Below are 20344 nucleotides of genomic sequence, written 5' to 3'. Positions count from 1 at the left end.
GCTTACGCTAGATTCTAATATAATTACCTTTGGGCGATTTAGGACTCGTTATTAATTATGTTTCGCTTCGCTATTCCTTCGCCTTTGATGGCAGACTGGCAACACGTTCTGCGACAATGCTGTAATGTAACTCAAGCTCAGGGACAGCTTTATACTCTGAGCGATACTCAGCAGTGGCTATCGACTGAGGTGTCCACCTCAACCCAAAATCATCGTGCTATCGTCGATGTGATAACGCAAGTTGTCGATCACTTTACGCCGACAGATTTTACAGTTAGCCATACCCCCTTTGAAGAGCAAACCTTGAGCATTGGACCGATTTGGCTACCTAATGGCGAATTGCTTGCCGTACTGACACTGACTCACCCTAATGATCAATCAACAGTTGTTTCGGCATGGCTAAGCGCAATAGCGGGGCGGATCAGCTTTGATATCAACTTGCACTGTCAGCAAGAACAAACGCGACATCAAAGCGCGGAAATAAAGCCAACACCAACACTACAAGAGTTTATCGACTGCCTTGAAGACCACGTATGGATAAAAGGCATGGATGGTCTTTATTCGATGACCAACCGAAGCGTAGAAAATGCGTGGCAAAAAACCAACAGTGAAATCATTGGCAAAGACGATTTTGCTCTGTTTAGCCATGAACGTGCGGAAAAATTCATTGATGCCGATAAATTGGTGGTAGCCACTGGCACGCAAAATATTGTTGAAGAATGCCGTCAAATTGATGAAAACAATAACCCCACTTGGCTAGAAACCATTAAGTCTCCTGTCCGTGATCATGCGGGAAACTTAATCGGCATTCTGGGGATGACACGTAACATCACCCGCCGAAAAATGGTAGAAACGCAGCTCTCCTTAGCGTCCCAAATTTTCAACAATTCGCAAGAAGGCATGGTCATTACAGACCGCAATGCCAACATCATTGATGTAAACACGGCTTTTACCCAAATTACAGGCTACCGCTCTGAAGAGGTGATAGGAAAAAACCCACGAATTCTGCGCTCAGGCCATCATGATCAAGGTTTCTATCAACAGTTGTGGCATCAACTCGAAAACAAAGGCCAATGGAAAGGCGAATTCATCAACAGAAAGAAAGATGGCAGCATTTATCCGCAATTAGCGACCATTAGCGCCGTAATGGACGATAAAAACCACCTTATTAACTACATTTGTGTGTTTGAAGATATCTCTGTGCGTAAGGCACACGAAGAAAAGCTGCAACGCATGGCTTTTTACGATCCATTAACCAATCTACCTAATCGAACCCATTTACTCAGCTTACTTGAGCAACACATCGAAACCGGACACAAAAACCAGCAGACGTTTGCCACCCTATTCTTAGATATCGACCATTTCAAACACATCAACGATAGCATGGGCCATTTCTGTGGTGACCAATTGCTGTCTAAGTTAGCGATTCGTCTGCAAGATGTGCTTCACCTCACTGCGCATGTGGCTCGCATTGGCGGCGATGAATTTGTGATTATTTTGCCAGACATCCATAGTGATGTTGCCTTACTGGAAACCGTCGGCGATATTCTAAGCGTATTCCAGCAACCATTCGACTTGGCAAATCACGACTCACTTCGTGTCTCGACCAGTATTGGTATTGCCTTGTACCCAAGAGACGGTCAAGACAGTGAAACCTTACTGAAAAACGCAGACACCGCGATGTACTTAGCGAAGAAAAATGGACGCAACGGCTACGCGTTTTACTCACCGGATTTGACCGATAAATCCGTATCCCATGTACGCATTCAATCCGCTTTGCATCAAGCAATAGAAAAACAACAACTCCGGTTAGAATTCCAACCGCAATACAATTTGGAACAAAATACGATTGTCGGCGTGGAAGCTTTATTACGCTGGCAGCATCCAGAGTTTGGCCTTGTACCACCAGCAGACTTTATTCCAATTGCAGAAAAAACAGGGCTGATTCAAAGCATTGGTGAGTGGGTGTTACAACAAGCTTGTTTGCAAGGTAATGCTTGGCTGGACCAAGGCATCGAGTTTGGCAAAATCGCCGTCAATGTTTCTGCGTTGCAGCTTCAGCAGTCAAATTTCATTCAGCGATTAAGTACTATCCTCGATAACACCGGATACCCTGCCCAACGGTTAGATTTGGAGATCACAGAGAGCTTTTTACTGATCGACCCTCAGCAAGCCATTGCATCGTTAAATCAATTAAGAGAACTGGGTATTGAGATTTCTCTGGATGACTTTGGAACTGGCTATTCGTCTTTGTCTTACTTGAAAGGTTTGCCAATCAACAAACTGAAAATTGACCGCTCATTTGTCAGTGATGTCCCAAGTAATAGCGACAGCAACGCGATTGTGAATGCCATTATTGCCATGGGAAAAACGCTGTCGTTGAAAGTCGTCGCGGAAGGGATAGAAACTCGGGAACAAGCCGATTATTTATTCGAAAAAGGCTGTATTTATGGTCAGGGATATTTATTTAGTCAGCCAGTGAGCGCTGAAAAACTGTTTCGTTGAACCAGCTTGCTCCTCAAGTCACTCTCGCGGTGCCACGTCCGCGGAGGTGATTTGCTTTGCTTGATTTTGGGTTGATTGGCACAACTCTAGGCGATCAACCAAAATATTGATACAAACCAGTAACGGCACACCGATCAATAGTCCCATTCCGCCCCAAAGCCAACCCCAAAAAACAAGCCAAACAAAAATCACTAATGGGTTTAAATTAAACCTTTTCCCCAATAGTGTTGGTGTAACAAACTGACTTTCAATCAAATTGAGCAGTAAATAGATAGACACAACCGTCAGCATAAAACTGACCGACTCCAACTGAAGATAAGCAACAAAGCCAAAGCTCACCATGGATATGACAGGGCCGAGGTACGGCGCAAAATTCATCACGCCTGCAAATGCGCCCCATAGAAATGGATCTTCAAGGCCTAGAACAAAAAACACGGCCCCGACACTCAACCCCAGCCCAGCATTCACTAAAGTGATGGTGCCAATGTATCGAGATAGGTCTTTCTGTAGCGCTTTGACCAACTCAATCGCTTGGCGCTGTTTGGCGAACCCATGTAAGTAAGACACTGACTTTCGAAATAAGCTTCGTCCATGATTGAGCATAAAGTAAACCATAAACAGCACGATCATCGCTTGTGTCAAAATCGTCGGCGTAGTGGTCGCGAGCGTTTTTACCAAAGAAAATACGGTGTTGTTCCCGACCTCATCCATACTCATATCATTGGCGATATTCAATGGAGTATTAAGGTGATCAGCCGAAGCTTTAGTAACTTCGCTTACTTCTTGCGACACATTTTTCACGATACTGGGCAGCTCAGACCACCATTGCTTGGCGGGCTCCGACATGGCGGCGAGACCAATAATTGAGGCGCCAACGAGGAATGACAGCGTCAACACGACGGTAATAGCACGTGGTAAACCTTTGTCTTCAAGATAATTAATGAAAGGGCTGCACAGCAGAGAAATAAAGGTGCTAAGCACAATAGGTAACAATATTGGCTTGGCAAAATACAGCCCTGGGACGAGTAACAGGACGAGAAGCGTTGCACCAATCGCAGTGTTGGCAGGAATGTTCAATTTCGCTGTCATAATAAGCTCAGAATCGGTAAGAAAATTTTGCGGTGAAATCCGCTATTAGAGTGGTTCGCCCTCTGTCGTCGCAGCGTTGCTTACTTGTGTTGCTGCATTTCCATTTTGCTCCGCACCTGACTCATCCAGAGAAGCTGCCGCGACCGGCTTTGTGAGCGAATCGGTAATATCAGACACGCTGCTAACCAATAGCCCCATTGACGAAATAGAAGAAGTCAGTCGAGACAATCGACCTGCTTTTGCTGCGGTAACGGCAACGACAGCACTAATGCCTAATGTCGTCCAAGGGTTTTCTCTCACAAACTTCTTGGTGGTAAACGTGAACATTTCCATCGACAAACAGCATTGCTCTAGAGACGCTTTACCTTCCATCCGCTTGATCCGCATGGCTCGATTGAGCTTTTGTAGCGAGCGCATCCCACCCCTCCTGTAATTGTTCTGTCGTATTTTTGAATCCAAGAAATCCAACTAAACGCTTCTGCCACCAGGCTAAAGCAAATAATGCCAAGCCTAATGATGTGATAAATACACCCACGGCAACATATACGTTGGCAGTTAACTGATAAGCCACCACCCCAGAGGCAAGGCACAAACTGAATACGAACAATACCGACAATAGGGTAAAAACAACGGTACACAGCAAAATCTGACGCACTGCGGACACGTTAACTTTCATCTCCAAGAGGAACAAATCCAACGTTGAACCTGACCATGCTTTTAGCGATTTCGTCAGTTGGTCCAATTGCGCAAGAATGCTGCTCAAACCATTAATGGTTTGTTGGATATCCTGTTCTTCTGCCCCATCAGGGGCTCGGCCGCTGTCTGAAGCCGCCGAGCCTGATTGCTGATTGGTAACTTGCCCTGAGTTATTCATGTGAAGCCTCGCCTTTCTGTTGTGTGGCTTAATCCTTGGTGACCACTATTATTTGATCAGCTTCGAAACCGCCCAACCAGCAAGGAAGGCACAGCCTATGCTCAGCAATGGGCGCTCCTTGATTACATTTTCTGCCGACTTAGTCGCCTGCTGAACTTGCTGTGCACCTACATCCAGCTTCTCTTTGGCTTGGTCTTTCATCGCGCCAACGGCTTCCGTCGTGGCTTGTTCCGCTAAGTGATATGCTTCTTCTAACTGCTCTTGAGGTTTTACTGTGCTTTCTTTTGTAGTAGCCATAACTAGCCTCCATTAATGAGTTGAATAGTGAATCAAGTGAAACAATGTTTGACCTCACTTACTCCCTACAAAGCCATATCCATGCCAGAATTTTAAGTTGTTGTTTTTTATTGATTTTATTTTTATTTCGATAAAAAGCCGTATCTGTACGTGTAATTCTTTCCAGGCTTTCCCCGCCATTCTTGTAATTTTTTCTTAGCGCCTTACCGACTGTTAGCAAGTTATTGCAAAACAAGATATTAAGTCACTGATTAATAAGACTTAAAGTTCATTGGCATACAACCTGCAACTGAAGACGAAACATCGTGTTTGTATTCCATACGCTCAAACACCCCTATCACCAGTAAATAAGGAGTGGCATATGAAAAATGAAAACATCGCCTCAATCATTGAGCTTATCGAAAGCGGAAATGAAATTTACAACAAGGCCATCGAGAACATCGACAACACTTCTTTGAATAATGTGTTGGTAGAACTGCTCAGAGTACGTGAGCGTGCAGTCATTGAGCTCACTCCCTACTCTCTAGCAAGTAACAATGAAGAATCTGCCGACGACACTCCGGTTTCCTACACCATCAAGGCGCGTGAGGTCTACAGCGACGTGATGAAGGAAGTGTCCTCTGACAAAGAGTCTATGTATTTAGAACAGCTTGAAGGTGTCGAAAGCAAGGTACTCAAAGAGATTGAGAATTTGATTACTTCCCACCCAGAGCAGGCGGATAACTCGGTTCTGCTGAAAGTTCGTAGCGATATAAAAAGCTGCAAAGAAAAACTCAGCAGCATCAGCCTTATTAGCTAAAACTTGGTGGTCGCCTTTGCAATAAAGCTCGGTATTGATCAAAGAAATGGCCAACTTGCTTTGGCCATTTCTGACAAGCCCACAGGCGCATTAACATAACCATCACGAGAAATGTCCCACGACAATAGTCATAAATAAAGAGGTCACTATGACATTGGATAACAATCGAGTAAGGGAGCTACTCGTAAAAATGACACACCATCGCCAAACGTGTTTGCCTCTCGTTAACCCGCAATCACATATGACACTCGCAAGAGCGGCATATCGATTCGTGAAAATAGAAAAAGTGATGATCAAAAAGATGGCGAAGCTGTTCTTCGATCAAGATGGTGAACAATTCATTGCAGAAAATGCCACCGAATACGGCGTTGCCGAGTTAGGCAATTACAAAGAAATGCATTTTATGAATAAATTACTGTTAGATGATTTAAAAGCCCTGCTTAGAGCCATTGACGACACCAACTTAACCGCACTTGTTTCTTATTGGTTAGCTGCTTTACAAGTTGAAAACGATGAAATTGAAAAGCACTTACCTCAGGGTGAGTAATTATACTCGCCCTTCTTTCTTTCACTTTGTTTAACCCTCATCCCCAATCAACCTAGTAAAAGGTGCAGATAGAAAAAAGCCGCTGCATCTACTACGCAGCGACCTTGATAGCCTTTTTACGACGCACACCAAATCATCAAACAACACAGAAAAAGCGCCATGTAGAATACGAAGCAAATGGCGCGTTATCCGCGGATTATCTGTGTTAAAGCGAAGCTGATTTACGTCTCTGGCTTGGAACAAATACGTTCAATGACTTTGGACGCAGCTTGATTGCCAGTTGCTCATCAGAATACAGTTCACCATCAATCACATACTCAATCGGTTTATTCGCAGAAATAGTGACGCTCTGAGCCGTCGCGTATTGAAAATGTGTCGATTCTTCCTGTGCGCCTACGCTCGTTAATGTCAGATCCGACAATGCGATAAGACGTCCGCCTAAAGACTCGGTGTTATCTAAATATGTGATATGCAGCTTGCCATCATCAGGCTGCGGCGCATCACCACCTTGGGCAAGCAACGTACTAAATGGAGCGATATTCGCAACGACAAAACTATGGACTTCAAGCGTTTGTGTATTATTGTCGTGGTTTCCATCTTCAGTTGGATCGTCTAACGAAACGGTTAAAGCTTGCGTTTCTTCCGCCACTACAGCATTAAAAAAGCCGGTGAGGTAAGCTAGTTGTCCAAAAACATTTTTCTCTTCTCGCTGAGCGTGCTCGATCATTTTCTGTTCTAGCCCAATGCCTAAGACCAATAAAATAAGCCGCTGATTACATTCCGCAGTATCAATACGTTGGCAGTGTCCGCCAAGCAACGCTTCACACGCTTTTTCGACCGGTGAGAATTTTGCGCCAACGCCATAGAGCACATGACATAACGCATTGGCAGTTCCGAGCGGAACAATACCGAGTTTTAGGTCGGTATCCACCAATTGGCTCGCCACCTCTGTTACTGTGCCATCGCCACCAGCTACGATGATTTGCTTAGCTCCATTTTCTTTTGCCTGTTGTGTTAGCTGCTCGGCGCTGAGGTTTGTGGTGGTTTGATGAATACTCAAGCGATATTTTTTGGTTAGTTCACGAATCAAGTGCTGTTCGTTTTCCTCCCATTTTCCGCCACCTGCAACAGGGTTAACCACCATCCAAGTGGATTGATCCAGCCCTAGCACGCCTTTTTCACTGATCGCTCGTAACGTTCTAATCTGTAATTTATTCAATCTCGCGGTACTGCGTACGTCATTGATTTTTTTCATCACGGATTCAACCGTCAGTGACGGGTCTTTGCTTAATAAATACGCCGCCACAACAAACACTGAACGACCACGCCCTAACGCACAATGCACAACCACTGCCCGCGAGCACGAGATTTGAGTATCAATCCAGTTAATCGCATGGCGCAGGCGCTCTAGCGTTGGGGCTTTGTGGTCGAGTACCGGAATCGAAAGGTAATGAAACTGCTTGTCGGTCATCGCGCTTTCAAGGCCTGCAAATTCTGCGGTGACATCGACAATACAAGAGATCTCATTGGATTCGAGAAAATCTAAGTCACTCTGAAACAAACGGCGAGATAGGTATAAATTGTCGCTGACTTTTTGGATTGGAGGTACAGTATCACGCCGTCTTTCCCAGGCGTTATACGCTCTAGCCCCCAATAAAAATGGGATGAATGCCCAGCGAATCCACCTGACAATCTTGCCATCTTGGTTTTTTCTAAAAATAGAGGGAATGTCGAATACGTAGGCTACGCTGACCAACGCTAAAGAAAGAGATATCCACAAGAACAGCAGACTAACGATAATTTGAGGCGTATAGATAGCGGCCAATAAACTGATCAGAGCGCCAAGAATATAATATTTGATGATAAACATTCGCTCTCCTTGCCTTCAGCGAGTGCACTTTTTAGTGGAAGTTAGAATACGCGGGGGATTGAGCTTGGATACATGAACTTGAGTAAACGCCTTGATTGAGTGCCTTCCCGTGCCGAAATGGCACGAAAAGGTCCAACACTCTACCTAGCTTGCCACCTCTTCAACATAACCATCCGCTAGTTTCATTTTCTGCTTATCGGTCATTACCTTGCCGGCTAACTGGAAGAAACGCTGCTCTTCTTCCTCAAGATGGTGCAACACTTTGTGACGTAAGGTTTTCATTAGGTTGAGCCACGCTGGCGAGCTCATATCGGTTGCATCAAGCTGTGCAATCACTTTATCAATTTCATGATGCTCTGCGATGCCATGGCGAGTGAGATCAATGGTCTTATCGCTATCTATTAAAGGCGCGTAGAAAAACCGCTCTTCTGCCGCTGCGTGCTGTTCGAGTTCCTCTTTAAGGTTGTGATAAAACTCTTCACGAGCGGGGGAATCTCCAGACGTTTCCATCAGAGCATCGAGTAAAAGGCGTTGCTTTTCATGACTCTCTTTCAGTACATCAAATATGTTTTTCATCTTTGACTCCTTATCTGATTGTAAACAATTGGGACAAAAGGAAGGGCGGTTATTGACCGCCCCTCTCTTACATAGCTATGCGTAAAAAACCTAACCTGATTCGGCTAACAGTCTTGGTCTTCAGCGTTTAGGTTTTCTTTAATGTTTTCACATTCATCTTCAATCGCATTTTGGGTTTCTTCGGCGGCTTCATCTATCTTTTTGCCGGCCTGTTCCATTGGCCCTTCTTCACTACAAGCTGCCAACGCAAACACCAAACCGAATACTGCGGCGATACGGTAAATAAATGACGTAAGTCGCATGGAATCTCCTATCTATTTACGTTTTTTCTTCCCAGCAGAACAATCACTATTGATACAATTAATGACAATAGGAATAGGTAAAATATCACTTGCGCGATAGAGGCAGCAGCTCCTGCAATACCAGTAAAGCCTAATAGTGCAGAAATTAGTGCCAGTGCCAGAAAAATAAACATCCAACGAACCATAGTGTTACCTCCTAATAAAAGTGGGTTAAATCACTCGGCTCGCTATTATTGAACCACTTCTAGCTTATCAATCACCTTATTTACGTCATTGGTGTTATTTGCAATTGAAATTGCAAGATCATGCTCCGCATCTGAATTAACTTGACCTGCCAACGTTACCGTTTTGCGTTCTGTCGTTACATCAATATCCGTACCACTCACATTGGTATCCATTAGTAGGCGCGTTTTAACTATAGTCGTGATTTTAGAATCGGTCAGTGTAGCTAAAGCTTCTGAATCAGTTTCTTTCTTGCCTTCATTCACTACTGACAATTCGTTGTTTACTTTTTTCACACCATCAAGACCAGTAACAAGCTCTTCGGCAAGTGATTTTTCAAGATCATTGTTTACCGAACCAGAAAGGGTAACGACCTGATTCTCAACATCGGTATTGATATCAAAAGAGTTGAGATTGCTGTTTAGCAGTAGTGTGGTTTCAGCTTTACCATCTAGCCAAGCGTCCATGGATTCTTTTTCCCATTTATCACTCGCTAAGACTGCTGTAGATGAAGTAGCAAGAACTGACGTAAGTACAATTTTAGCTGCGATGTTATTCATGGTAATTCTCCTTTATTGACGTTGCACTTCCCTAGGAGCAAACCACGTGCCAACTTTATAACTCATTGTTTTTAAGTGACTAATAAAGGAAAGAGGTAAAAATGAGATGAGCAATAAAGTATAAGCATGAATTATTTACACGTAAAAAATGTAATTTTTAATCGGTGATAAAGCCTCCGTCACTTGTGCCTAAATAACCTGATAAAACAGAAAGGCTATTTCTCCAGAATCAATTAATAGCAAAATTATTATTTTAAAAATAAAAATCTGAACAAAAGGAAATATCTACTGATGGCTCTCACCGATATATATCAAAAAGGGGCTAATAACATAAAAATACCGAACAAATCCTTAAATCTATGCTGACAATATTTTGTCTTGTGAAGTGAGAATAATCCACGTACATTGTTTCTGTCATAGTAAAGAGGACATTTCTATGTCGATGCCAAGCCTGTTTCTAAGAATACAAGATCCATCACTTAAAAATGCCATCGCTTCTTGCCAGGAACTGAACAAATTTCGTCTGCATGACATCGATGCCGCAGACCAATGGATTGAAGATTTCCTACAACTCAAACCGGAAGTTGCGATTGTTGAAGTCGCCCACTTTACTAGTGCAGATTATCAACGTCTTTCTAATATCGAAGACATCTACGATATGGACTTGATCATCATTAGCTCAGGCGCTCCAAACGAGAACTTGGATAAGCTGATGAACTTGGGTGCTATTTTTCACTACAGAAAGCCCGTTGATATTGCCATTCTGACGGACACCCTGAGCGAAGTCAGCCAGTACTATCAACACAAACAAGATCAAGGGCGTAAAGTGTCCACCAGCGATCTTGACCAATTTGGTCTTTTGGTCGGCTCTTCCTCTCCGATGCATCAGCTCTATCGTATGATCAGGCGCGTTGCTAAAACAGAAGCCAACGTCCTTATTGTCGGTGAAAGTGGATCAGGCAAAGAACTGGTGGCGCAGACCATCCACTTAGCGAGTGAGCGTAAACAACAGCCCTTTATAGCGATTAACTGTGGTGCCATTAGCCCTGAATTGGTTGATAGTGAACTGTTTGGCCATGAGAAAGGCGCTTTTACCGGAGCAAATAAAACTCACCAAGGTGTATTTAAGCAGGCAGAGGGCGGCACCCTATTTTTAGATGAAATCACCGAGATGCCTATCGAGCATCAAGTGAAGCTATTGCGGGTGCTAGAAACCGGAGAGTATCGCCCAGTTGGCAGTAATACGGTTCATATCGCTAATACTCGCATCATTGCTGCTACAAACCGTGATCCTAAAATCGCCATTGAGGAGCAGTTCCTGCGTGAAGATCTGTTTTTCCGCTTATCGCATTTCCCATTAACGATACCGCCACTGCGAGAACGAGGCGGTGATATCGTAGGTCTGGCCAAGCACTTTATTGCGCACCGCAACGCCAATGAGGCAAAAACCAAAACGATTCTTGACTCTGCGATCCAAAAAATCGCTGCACACGACTGGCCAGGTAATGTCCGTGAGCTCAAACACACGATCGAGCGTGCATTCATTTTGGCTGATGACACCATCCGAGATGAACATCTTATCTTCGACACACCACCATTGGAAACAGGCACCAGCATCGAAGACCTTGTTCCGGCGGGCGTTTCGCTAGAAGAGCTAGAAAAAGCCGCCATTCTCAATACCCTTGAAGAGAATCAAGGCAATAAAACGGAATCAGCGCAGGAGTTAGGCATTAGCGTGAAAACGCTCTATAACAAACTCGAAAAGTATCAAGACGAGTAACTCGCTATGGGAGTACAAAAAGAGCACTGAATTTTATTCAGTGCTCTTTTTGTATCTTATCTTTTATGCAGTTAGGCTGCGTTTGGTGTTTGATTAAACCCACTGCCCCGCAACAAAGCCGCTCGACCAGCACCACTGAAAATTGTAGCCCCCTAGCCAACCAGTCACATCCATCACTTCACCAATAAAATAAAGCCCTTTAATGTCTTTGCATTCCATGGTTTTCGAGGATAAGTGATCAGTATCGACACCGCCGAGTGTCACTTCCGCAGTTCGGTAGCCTTCAGTGCCATTCGGGGCGATATCCCAATGCTCTAGACGCTCCACAATCGCCGCAAGCTCCTTTTGATTGAACTGTTTTAGCGGTTTATCGACTAGCTCTTTACGTTCAATTAAGACTTCAACCAGACGCTTAGGCAGCACTTTGGCAAGCGTATTCTTGAGTGACTGATTTGGATGCTTCTCACGACTGCGTTCTAATAACTCAGCAACATCATCGTTTGGCACAAGATTGATCAACACCTTTTGTCCGGCCCGCCAGAATGAAGAAATCTGTAACACTGCTGGACCAGATAACCCACGATGTGTGAAGAGCAGGGCTTCTTTGAACATGGTGCCATCTTCAGCCGTAATTTCCGCAGGTACCGCGATACCAGATAACTCAGCAAAGTCTTCTTTGTCTTCTTTATGCAGAGTAAATGGTACAAGCCCTGCCGTGGTTGGAATAACTCGAAGACCAAATTGTTCCGCGACTTTATAACCAAATGGTGTCGCTCCCAGTTTTGGCATCGACAAGCCACCTGTTGCGATAACTAAAGACTCACATTCGACAATCTCAGTACCAGCATGCAAACGAAAGCCTTCATCAATTTTTTCAATCGAATGAACATCGCATTGGTAACGCTGCTCGATGTTCGGCATGTCACACTCAGCTAACAACATCTTCACGATATCTTTGGCCGTAAATGCATCGACACAAAACAACTGGCCGTGATCACGCTCTTCGAACTCAATGCCATGTTTACACACCATCGAGATGAAATCCCAGTTAGTGTATTGGGAGAGCGCCGACTTAACAAAGTGCGGGTTTTGACACAAATAGTGATTAGCTGAAACGTCGTAGTTAGTGAAGTTACAACGACCACCGCCCGAGATAAGGATTTTACGTCCTGGCTTTTTAGCATGATCGAGCACCAAAACACGGCGGCCTCGCTTGCCTGCTTCTGCAGCACACATTAAACCTGCTGCGCCTGCGCCAATTACAACAACATCAAATTTCTTACTCATCGGTAGCTCTTAGACTGATTGGTATCGAATCAAAATAAAAAAGGATGTGCACATTGCACATCCTTGCTTTCTAGGCGCGACATTCTACCGACAAATACCGAAAGGGAAAAGCGCTTAAACTCTAAGCGCTCTGTATGTCCGCAAAATCTCAGACAGAACAACTTCTGGATTATTGACTCTTAGAGAATGAAGGCCGCAAGTAGCGTCACGCCGAGCAACGCGGTCGATAGAACAAACAATTCACGCACTCTTTCACACTTACCAGTAAAAATTTCATCGTGGTGATGATGATATTCTTTACTTTTAATGTAGTGATACAACCTCACCTGCTTGGTGACATTTCCATGAGTAGTAAAAAAACCATTACCATCAACTTGCTGATATAACAGCGGATGCGCTTCACGCATGATATAAATTAGAGAACGAAGAGCGGTGAGATACCGGACCATATTAACTCCAGTTACCACCATTAGCGCAAATAAGATTGTGTCTCCACTGATCATCTTTTCCTCCCTACATCTTCAACAATGCTCAAGAGAAAAAGACGATCAACACTTCGTCTTTACCCGCTACTTACAACGTCCCAAAACGCGTTTACGCAGCTGGAGCATCCATGATTGAAGATGAACCTTCTTTCGCCATTTGTGCTAGATCTTTGTCAATGAAGAACAACGCTTTACCGTCTTCACCTACCAGTTCGATCTTATCTAAAATCCCTTTAAACAACTTCTCTTCTTCGTGCTGTTCTGACACGTACCACTGTAGGAAGTTAAACGTTGAGTAGTCTTGGCTAGTAAATGCAACGTGCGCCAGTTTGTTGATTTTTTCCGTGATCATTTGCTCATGTTCAAATGTCTCGCGGAAAACGTCACCTAGGCTCGCAAAGTCATGCTTTGGCGCATCAATAGCGCCTAAGATTGGCATTGAGCCAGTTTCACTCACGTAAGTGAATAGGCGTTGCATGTGCTCCATTTCTTCTACGGCGTGAGCGCGTAAAAATTCAGCCGCACCTTCAAAACCTTTGTCTTCACACCAAGCACTCATTTGTAAGTATAGATTGGATGAGAAAAATTCTAGGTTAATTTGCTCATTCAATTGTTCGACCATAGTTTGAGACAGCATGTTAACTCCTATTATTGTGCATGCAATATACCCAAGTAACCTCGAAATAAATGACGCTGCGAGAATAGCTTGGTCTGGCAGACACGGCGAAGTTTCACTTCAACTCTAGTCAGTAACACTACGCTTATTTCAGCATATCAAAGTCACTTGGGTATAACGCCACTATAACATGATTACTGAGACAAGACTTTGTACCTACGGCACCGATATGAGATCACTTCAGCAAATTTTTTTTGGGGTTGGTGCTAATCTAAAACTATGACCTTACAAGGAGATAGCAATATGAGTTACAAACACATACTTGTGGCAGTCGACCTTTCAGACGACAGTAAAGTGTTGATTAAGAAAGCCGTATCACTGGCTAAACCTCTGGATGCGAAAGTCTCTTTTATTCACATCGACGTGAACTACGCAGAACTCTACACCGGGCTTATCGATATCAATATGGCAGAAGCGCAACATCAAGCAATGGAAGCATCGCGCACACAATTGGCAAACTTCGCTGAATATGCGCAATACCCAATTGCCCATACTTTAGTCGGTAGTGGCGATTTGAGTAATGAGCTGTGCGATACCATTCAAGACTACAGTATCGATTTGGTGGTTTGTGGTCATCACCAAGATTTCTGGAGCAAGATTCTATCTTCGACTCGACAGCTGATTAACTGCTCACCAGTCGATATGCTGGTCGTACCGCTAAAAGACTGATTGGCGCAGCGATAAAACTTGGTTAGACTGCGGGCACATTTGTTGTTGATAAAGATTCTCATCCATGGCTTATCTATCCGCAGTTACCCTACTTTGGGCATTCTCATTTAGCCTGATCGGCGTTTACCTCGCCGGTCAGGTTGATTCTTGGTTCTCGGTGTTCATGCGCGTGGCACTGGCGAGCCTGGTTTTCATTCCCTTTTTGAAATTCCGTGGCGTTAGCAAACCCCTGATCGCGAAACTGATGACCGTCGGTGGCTTCCAGCTCGGTTTGATGTATTGCTTCTACTACCAATCTTTTTTGCTCCTTTCCGTGCCAGAAGTATTGCTGTTCACCGTATTCACACCCATTTACGTCACGCTAATCTATGACTTCTTGAAAGGTCGCTTTTCACCTTGGTACTTAGTTACCGCAGCAATAGCCGTATTTGGTGCCGCCTGGATTAAATTTGCAGGCATTAATGAAGATTTCCTACTGGGCTTCTTGGTCGTACAAGGAGCAAACCTCTGCTTTGCCATCGGTCAGGTGGGCTACAAATATATCATGGAGAGTGAACCCGTCGATTTGCCACAACACACCGTGTTTGGCTACTTCTACTTAGGTGCACTTTGTGTAGCAACCGTGGCTTTCGCGCTCATGGGTAACCTCGACAAACTACCAACCACTACAACGCAATGGGGCATTCTGACATACCTTGGGTTGATTGCTTCTGGTTTTGGTTACTTTGCTTGGAACAAAGGCGCGACTATGGTGAACGCAGGGGCACTGGCAGTAATGAACAATGCATTGGTTCCGGCGGGCTTGATTGTAAACATTGTGATTTGGAACCGCGATGTTGATGTCATGCGACTCGCCATTGGCGGTGCGATCATCATGCTATCCCTATGGATTAACGAAACCTGGGTGAAAAAGCGCGTAGAGATGAGTTACGCCAATAAGTAACGCAGCTAATCCTATAAACATTTCGACAATAAAAAACGCTCTCCGACTGGAGAGCGTTTTTTGTTTGATTAATGCACTTTGGCTTGTGAGATTGCGTTCATCAAAGCATTAGGTGGCGTTGGCAGCAGCACTTCTAGTTTCGCATTGCGCGCTTCAAGCTTGCGCTGACGCTTAAGTAACTTTTGTTGTTTTTTCGCCACTTTTAGCAACTTCTTTTGCTGCTTATAGTGCTTTTTCAGTGTTTTTTTCGCTTTCTTGAGCGATTTTTTATCCGCTAAATCAAACCATACTGCTGCGTCGGCTCTTACTGGCTCCAGAGATTTTTCGGCTTGTTTTTTCTCTTTCACACGCTCAACAACACGCTTCACAATCGCGGCTTTTTCGTTGCTTTGTTTAGTGGTCACTGGAATCGCTTGTGATGGCAGAGCTTCAACCAATAAGCCACATGCTTGTTGCTCACTCAGTGGCTTGTCTTGGCATTTTTGTGGAGGAATTGCGGCTGGCTTACAAAGGGTATCTTTGGCCGATGAAGAGCGTGCGCAAGAACGACAAACGAATTTTGGTGCGACAACTAAACGATGGATATCACCAAGTTCTGCCGCGATCTGTTTGCGACTCATTTTACATAAACGTTTAGCCATTCTACTACTCCAGCTTCCCAGTTATCGACCGCATCACAACAAGTGAAATAATAATAATTCTTAGTTAGATATACAGTCAGGGAAGGGAATTAGCAAGAGAAAACTATCAATAGAGACGAGGAAAGAGAGGCTGAGTCACAGCACGACACACCGTACTGTGACAAGAAAAGTTGAGCCGTCAGGAAGTTATGCCATCGATGCTTTAACGTAGACATCGAAGCGATTTTTTTTCGTTTCAATCGCCATGGTCGGTTTTTTCTCGTTCAGCCAGTTAGCATAATCTGGGCGTTTAACTACTACACGCTTTGTGGCTAACGCCATGGCTGGTTCTAGTAGGCCATCGGCGTCCAAATCGGCGCCAACCAACGATTGGAAAACGCGCATTTCTTTTTTCACGAGCGCCGACTTCTTTTTATTTTCTGGGTGCGGATACATCGGGTCAAGATACACCACATCTGGCTGGACAAAGTCTTTATCTTGCGCCAATTGTTCTAGCGCATCATGGCTAGAAGCATGGATTAGCGACATGCGCTCAGATACCCAGGTGCCGATTTCTGAGTCTTGTTTCGCTCGAGCCAAGCCATCATCTAACAAAGCCGCTACGACTGGATGACGCTCGACCATCTGCACTTTACAACCTAGCGAGGCGAGCACAAACGCATCACGACCAAGACCTGCCGTGCCGTCTAACACGGTTGGCGTTGCCCCTTTGTTCAACCCCGCCGCTTTCGCAATTGCTTGGCCTTTACCACCACCGAACTTGCGACGATGACCGACCGCACCACCAATCAAATCCACAAAGATGGCACCCAGCTTTGGCTCATCCACTTTACGTAGCTCCAAACGCTCGGTGGTTAGCACCAAAGCAAAATCGCTATCGTCAGCGTGTGAAAGCTGCCAACGCGCAGCGAGTTCATCAAGATGAGATTGTTGAGACGGGTTTTCACAGATCAATTGCAGTTGCAAAAGGAGGCTCCAATAAAAATCGAGGTAACTGGCGCTGAGTGTATACCTAAGTTACCTATTAATGCTAGGTTGAGCTTGCTACGCAGGGGTTATACAACCGTCAGTTGCTCCACTAGCTCAGAAAGCGGCTTAGGATGACCAATACCGTAGCCTTGACCGTAGTCCACACCGAGGTCTATCAAATGCTGCATAACCTGGTCATTTTCGACAAACTCCGCCACCGTCACTTTGCCGAGCTGTTTCGCCAAGTCATTGATTGAACGAACCATCACGCGGTCCATTTCATTTACGTTGATATCTTGCACGAAAAGACCATCAATTTTCACGATATCGACAGGAAGTTTCTTTAAGTAACCAAATGAAGACAATCCAGATCCGAAATCATCCAATGCAATCATGCAACCCAAAGCCTTTAGCTTGGTAAACAGCTCAATGGCTTGATCCAGATTGCTCATCGCCGCTGTCTCAGTGATTTCTAAGCAGATTTTTTCACACGGCAGAGTCGAACTTTCCAATCGCTCCAATAAGAAGTCAATAAACTCTTGATTCCCCATAGATTGACCTGAAAGGTTTATCGAACAGCGACCAAGCTGTTCAACCACCTCAGGACGCTGTTCAAACCACTCTAGTGTTTGAGTAATAACCTGCTTATCAATCCAATGGGCAATGTTGTAGCGCTCGGAAGCAGGGATAAACAGCGCAGGAGAAACATAATCACCGTACCCATTGCGAATACGCACCAAAATCTCAAAATACATTTGAGTCTCGTGCTTTTGTAAGCTTTTTATCGGTTGAGCAAACAGTTCTAAACGTTGATTCGACAATGCCTCATGCACCAAATTGACGCTCTGCATTTCCATCTGACGACGCTGCAACTCTTCGTTATCTAAGCTGAATAGATTATAGCGGTTACGGCCTTGCTCTTTAGCGGCGTGACAAGCAGAGTCTGCTTGAGCGTGCACCATTTGTGGCGTATCAGCGGTATGATCGATGATACGGATACCAATTGAGCAACTGATGAACAGGCGTGTGTCTTCCCAAATAAAGAGGTGCTCGCTTAGTGTCGAGATGATCAGTTTGGCAATATTGATGGCGCCATATTCGTCACAGTCTTTGAGTAAAACCGCAAACTCATCGCCTCCCATTCGAGCCAAGATGGAATTGTACGGCAGAACGCCTTCCAGCATACTTGCGCAGAATTGAATCGCCGCATCACCAGCATCATGCCCAACCGTATCATTGAGGACTTTTAGTTGATCTAAGTCGAGGTACAACATGGCGTGGACTCGACGATGGCTGTCCACTTCGCACAGTGCGGTCTTAAGCTCTAGTTCAAAATGGTTTCTGTTGTAAGTCCCCGTCAGTAAGTCATAGCGAGCTTGGTATTCCAATTTCTCGGAAAGCAGTTTGGTTTCGGTAATATCTTCGCCCACAATCAGTAGTTGCTCAGATTCACTCAGCGGACGAATATTCTCGCGCACCCAAACACGATGACCATTTGCATGACGATACTCGACTTCACGTCGCCAAACACCATGCACTTGCTGGTTGGGTTGCAATAACACTTGGCGAGGGAACAGCACTTTGTCATCAAAATAGAACTCCCTCAGGCGATGTCCGAGCATGTCCATCGGTTTGTAGCCAAGAAGTAGTTGAGCAAATCGATTCACTTCTTGAATTCGGTTATTACTATCAAGCGTCACCATCATCACGGGCTGCTGCTCGTAATAGTTGCGTAGGGTTGACTCACGTTGGTAGAGCTTGTCCTCCATCAATTTACGACTGGTAATATCGCGCGCTTCAAACAAGTATTGCTTATGATTCCCTACTTGCTGAGAAAAAGGCTTGAGCGAAACTTCTAACACCAATGCGCCGTGTTCTTTACTCCAAATTTCAGCTTCAAACGTCGACACTTGATGGTGAGGCGCGTGGAAATACTCCTCAAGCAACGCTTGTGCTTTTTCACTCCAGTTGGGATGAAACCAAAGTGGTCGGTCTAAACGCAGTCCTTGGTGATAAAGTAAGGATTGAAGGTGATCGTTGCCCGATTTAAGCACACCGTTGGCATCCAAAATGCCCATATACTGCATGCTCTGATCGAAAATCGATTCTAGAATAGCCTGGCTTTCTCGCGCAGCGCTCTCACTTCGACGCATCCGCTGTAAATAATAACCCATCAGCAAAATGACCACCGACATCACCACAAACAGGCTACCAAACAGGCGAATTTCCTTGGCAAAACGTTCAGAAAGCTTCATTGGCTTATTAAAAAATACCGCAGAAACCTCTTGTTCAGCCCCCAATCCCCAACGCGCTACCGCTTGGTAATCGAGCTTTATTTCAGAATCACTTTTTTTCACGGCAGGCAGAGGCTGATCAGGGTTATCCAAAACGAATTCAAGCATCTCTGCACTCTCAATACCATGCCGATAACCACTTTGAATAACCCCTCCAACTGCGCCATGACCCAAACCAATGTCATGCACCATAAACAGCGGCGCGTTTGAGACTTTGTTGACACCAACCCAGTCACGCTCGCTGCCAACCATACCTTGTTTATCTCGGTAATAGGTCCAGAACAAGACGACTTTATCGGAACTCAGTTTTGCGACTTGTTGTTTTAGACCGATGATACTGTCTGGGACAACTTGTACGATTTTGTCTCGATATTGCGGGAACTTGAGGACAAAATTGTCGATTTGATAACGCAACACCTCACCGGTCACCGAGTGGTCACTGACGATGAGAACTTGTGTGTAGTTCGGATGTAAGCGCTCAATAAGAGCGAGATTCGCTTCCAAATCGACATCTTCCATGACTCCGGTTGCATTCAGAGAACGATGTAAAGAAGGATGGTAGTTATTAATGCCGTTAAATATAACTGGGGTGTCTTTGATGATTGGGGCTAAACGCTGCATGAGTTCAAGTGCATTGTTATCGCTCACTAAAATGGCATCGAATCGCTCTTTGCGTAATTTCGTAAGGTACAAGGATTTTAGTTGCGCAAAAAACTGCTCACTCTGGTTACGTTTCGAGTCTAGATAGAGCACACGCATGTCCAGCGCTCGATCGCCCAGCTGTTGCTCGATGCCTCGCTGTATGGAGTCCGTCCAGAAAAAACCCTGATGATAGGAGTGCACGACCAACACCTTCGGATCTGAGGCCGTAGCAAACGCGCTCCAACATAGCGCGGCAATAACCAGAAAACGCTGCACATTATCTCCATAGCTCGGAGTTAACCCGCAGTTACTCCTGC

The 20344-nt window shown here is 44.8% G+C and carries 21 protein-coding genes; 6 read left to right on the top strand and 15 right to left on the bottom strand.

Annotation, left to right across the window (positions count from 1 at the left end):
* Nucleotides 1–57: 57 nt before the first annotated feature.
* A complete protein-coding gene (locus R7E42_RS12005; RefSeq protein ID WP_213867099.1) occupies nt 58–2505 on the top strand; it encodes an EAL domain-containing protein in 2448 nt (815 codons plus the stop codon).
* 18 nt (nt 2506–2523) lie between these two features.
* On the opposite strand, the gene R7E42_RS12000 is transcribed toward R7E42_RS12005, so the two are convergent.
* The 4 genes from R7E42_RS12000 to R7E42_RS11985 are packed head-to-tail and all read right to left on the bottom strand — an operon-like array spanning nt 2524 to nt 4765.
* The gene (locus R7E42_RS12000) at nt 2524–3594 is read right to left on the bottom strand and encodes an AI-2E family transporter (RefSeq protein WP_005379202.1); all 1071 of its coding nucleotides are present in this window, start codon (nt 3592–3594) and stop codon (nt 2524–2526) included.
* A gap of 45 nt (nt 3595–3639) precedes the next feature.
* The gene (locus R7E42_RS11995; protein WP_086046426.1) at nt 3640–3966 is read right to left on the bottom strand and encodes a hypothetical protein; all 327 of its coding nucleotides are present in this window, start codon (nt 3964–3966) and stop codon (nt 3640–3642) included.
* Nucleotides 3956–4468: a phage holin family protein gene (locus R7E42_RS11990; protein WP_005379198.1), complete on the bottom strand. Its 513-nt coding sequence runs from the start codon at nt 4466–4468 to the stop codon at nt 3956–3958. Before R7E42_RS11990 ends, R7E42_RS11995 begins: the two co-directional genes overlap by 11 nt.
* 48 nt (nt 4469–4516) lie before the next feature.
* Entirely contained in the window at nt 4517–4765 is a 249-nt protein-coding gene (locus tag R7E42_RS11985) for a hypothetical protein (RefSeq protein WP_005379196.1), read from the bottom strand.
* 361 nt (nt 4766–5126) lie between these two features.
* Between R7E42_RS11985 and R7E42_RS11980 the strand changes: the two genes are divergently transcribed.
* Both R7E42_RS11980 and R7E42_RS11975 read left to right on the top strand, forming a co-directional pair.
* Complete coding sequence (locus tag R7E42_RS11980; protein WP_005379194.1) at nt 5127–5564, top strand: DUF2383 domain-containing protein; 438 nt, start codon at nt 5127–5129, stop codon at nt 5562–5564.
* Nucleotides 5565–5712: 148 nt separating this feature from the next.
* Nucleotides 5713–6111, top strand: a complete 399-nt coding sequence (locus R7E42_RS11975) for a hypothetical protein (protein ID WP_005379193.1) — start codon at nt 5713–5715, stop codon at nt 6109–6111.
* Between the two features lie 205 nt (nt 6112–6316).
* Here R7E42_RS11975 and R7E42_RS11970 read toward each other — a convergent pair whose 3' ends face one another.
* The 5 genes from R7E42_RS11970 to R7E42_RS11950 form a co-directional block, all read right to left on the bottom strand.
* Complete coding sequence (locus R7E42_RS11970; RefSeq protein ID WP_042522591.1) at nt 6317–7981, bottom strand: diacylglycerol kinase family protein; 1665 nt, start codon at nt 7979–7981, stop codon at nt 6317–6319.
* Nucleotides 7982–8125: 144 nt separating this feature from the next.
* Nucleotides 8126–8557, bottom strand: a complete 432-nt coding sequence (locus R7E42_RS11965) for a hemerythrin domain-containing protein (RefSeq protein ID WP_042522590.1) — start codon at nt 8555–8557, stop codon at nt 8126–8128.
* A gap of 104 nt (nt 8558–8661) precedes the next feature.
* Nucleotides 8662–8859: a hypothetical protein gene (locus R7E42_RS11960; RefSeq protein WP_005379178.1), complete on the bottom strand. Its 198-nt coding sequence runs from the start codon at nt 8857–8859 to the stop codon at nt 8662–8664.
* An 8-nt stretch (nt 8860–8867) separates the two neighbouring features.
* Entirely contained in the window at nt 8868–9044 is a 177-nt protein-coding gene (locus tag R7E42_RS11955) for a DUF1328 family protein (RefSeq protein WP_005379177.1), read from the bottom strand.
* Nucleotides 9045–9089: 45 nt separating this feature from the next.
* A complete protein-coding gene (locus R7E42_RS11950; protein ID WP_042522589.1) occupies nt 9090–9641 on the bottom strand; it encodes a BON domain-containing protein in 552 nt (183 codons plus the stop codon).
* Nucleotides 9642–10077: 436 nt separating this feature from the next.
* On the opposite strand from R7E42_RS11950, the gene R7E42_RS11945 reads away from it, so the two are divergent.
* Nucleotides 10078–11421 carry a sigma-54 interaction domain-containing protein gene (locus R7E42_RS11945; protein ID WP_005382945.1) on the top strand — a complete coding sequence of 448 codons (1344 nt, stop codon included), beginning with the start codon at nt 10078–10080 and terminating at the stop codon, nt 11419–11421.
* A gap of 93 nt (nt 11422–11514) precedes the next feature.
* Here the strand turns inward: R7E42_RS11945 and R7E42_RS11940 are convergent, their stop codons facing one another.
* The 3 genes from R7E42_RS11940 to ftnA form a co-directional block, all read right to left on the bottom strand.
* Nucleotides 11515–12708: an NAD(P)/FAD-dependent oxidoreductase gene (locus R7E42_RS11940; RefSeq protein WP_005382944.1), complete on the bottom strand. Its 1194-nt coding sequence runs from the start codon at nt 12706–12708 to the stop codon at nt 11515–11517.
* A gap of 179 nt (nt 12709–12887) precedes the next feature.
* Nucleotides 12888–13211 carry a universal stress protein UspB gene (uspB, locus tag R7E42_RS11935; RefSeq protein WP_005379169.1) on the bottom strand — a complete coding sequence of 108 codons (324 nt, stop codon included), beginning with the start codon at nt 13209–13211 and terminating at the stop codon, nt 12888–12890.
* Nucleotides 13212–13302: 91 nt separating this feature from the next.
* A complete protein-coding gene (gene ftnA / locus R7E42_RS11930) occupies nt 13303–13830 on the bottom strand; it encodes a non-heme ferritin (RefSeq protein ID WP_005379167.1) in 528 nt (175 codons plus the stop codon).
* Nucleotides 13831–14112: 282 nt separating this feature from the next.
* On the opposite strand from ftnA, the gene uspA reads away from it, so the two are divergent.
* Together uspA and R7E42_RS11920 are read left to right on the top strand one after the other, a co-directional pair.
* On the top strand, nt 14113–14538 hold the full coding sequence (gene uspA / locus R7E42_RS11925; protein WP_005379165.1) for a universal stress protein UspA: 426 nt from the start codon (nt 14113–14115) through the stop codon (nt 14536–14538).
* Between the two features lie 64 nt (nt 14539–14602).
* The gene (locus R7E42_RS11920) at nt 14603–15481 is read left to right on the top strand and encodes a carboxylate/amino acid/amine transporter (RefSeq protein ID WP_065274996.1); all 879 of its coding nucleotides are present in this window, start codon (nt 14603–14605) and stop codon (nt 15479–15481) included.
* A gap of 68 nt (nt 15482–15549) precedes the next feature.
* Here R7E42_RS11920 and R7E42_RS11915 read toward each other — a convergent pair whose 3' ends face one another.
* From R7E42_RS11915 to R7E42_RS11905, 3 genes are all read right to left on the bottom strand, one after another.
* Complete coding sequence (locus tag R7E42_RS11915) at nt 15550–16122, bottom strand: hypothetical protein (RefSeq protein ID WP_213871805.1); 573 nt, start codon at nt 16120–16122, stop codon at nt 15550–15552.
* A 186-nt stretch (nt 16123–16308) separates the two neighbouring features.
* Complete coding sequence (locus tag R7E42_RS11910; protein ID WP_213871804.1) at nt 16309–17088, bottom strand: class I SAM-dependent methyltransferase; 780 nt, start codon at nt 17086–17088, stop codon at nt 16309–16311.
* Nucleotides 17089–17177: 89 nt separating this feature from the next.
* Nucleotides 17178–20303 (bottom strand): EAL domain-containing protein, encoded by a 3126-nt coding sequence (locus R7E42_RS11905; RefSeq protein ID WP_234499225.1) that lies wholly within the window; start codon nt 20301–20303, stop codon nt 17178–17180.
* Between the last annotated feature and the right edge of the window lie 41 nt (nt 20304–20344).

Origin of the sequence: Vibrio sp. Vb1337 (assembly GCF_033338715.1) — a bacterium.
Classification (GTDB): Bacteria; Pseudomonadota; Gammaproteobacteria; order Enterobacterales; family Vibrionaceae; genus Vibrio; species Vibrio alginolyticus.
The sequence above is the reverse complement of the archived record's forward strand: the minus strand, read 5'-3'. Positions and strand labels throughout refer to the sequence as shown.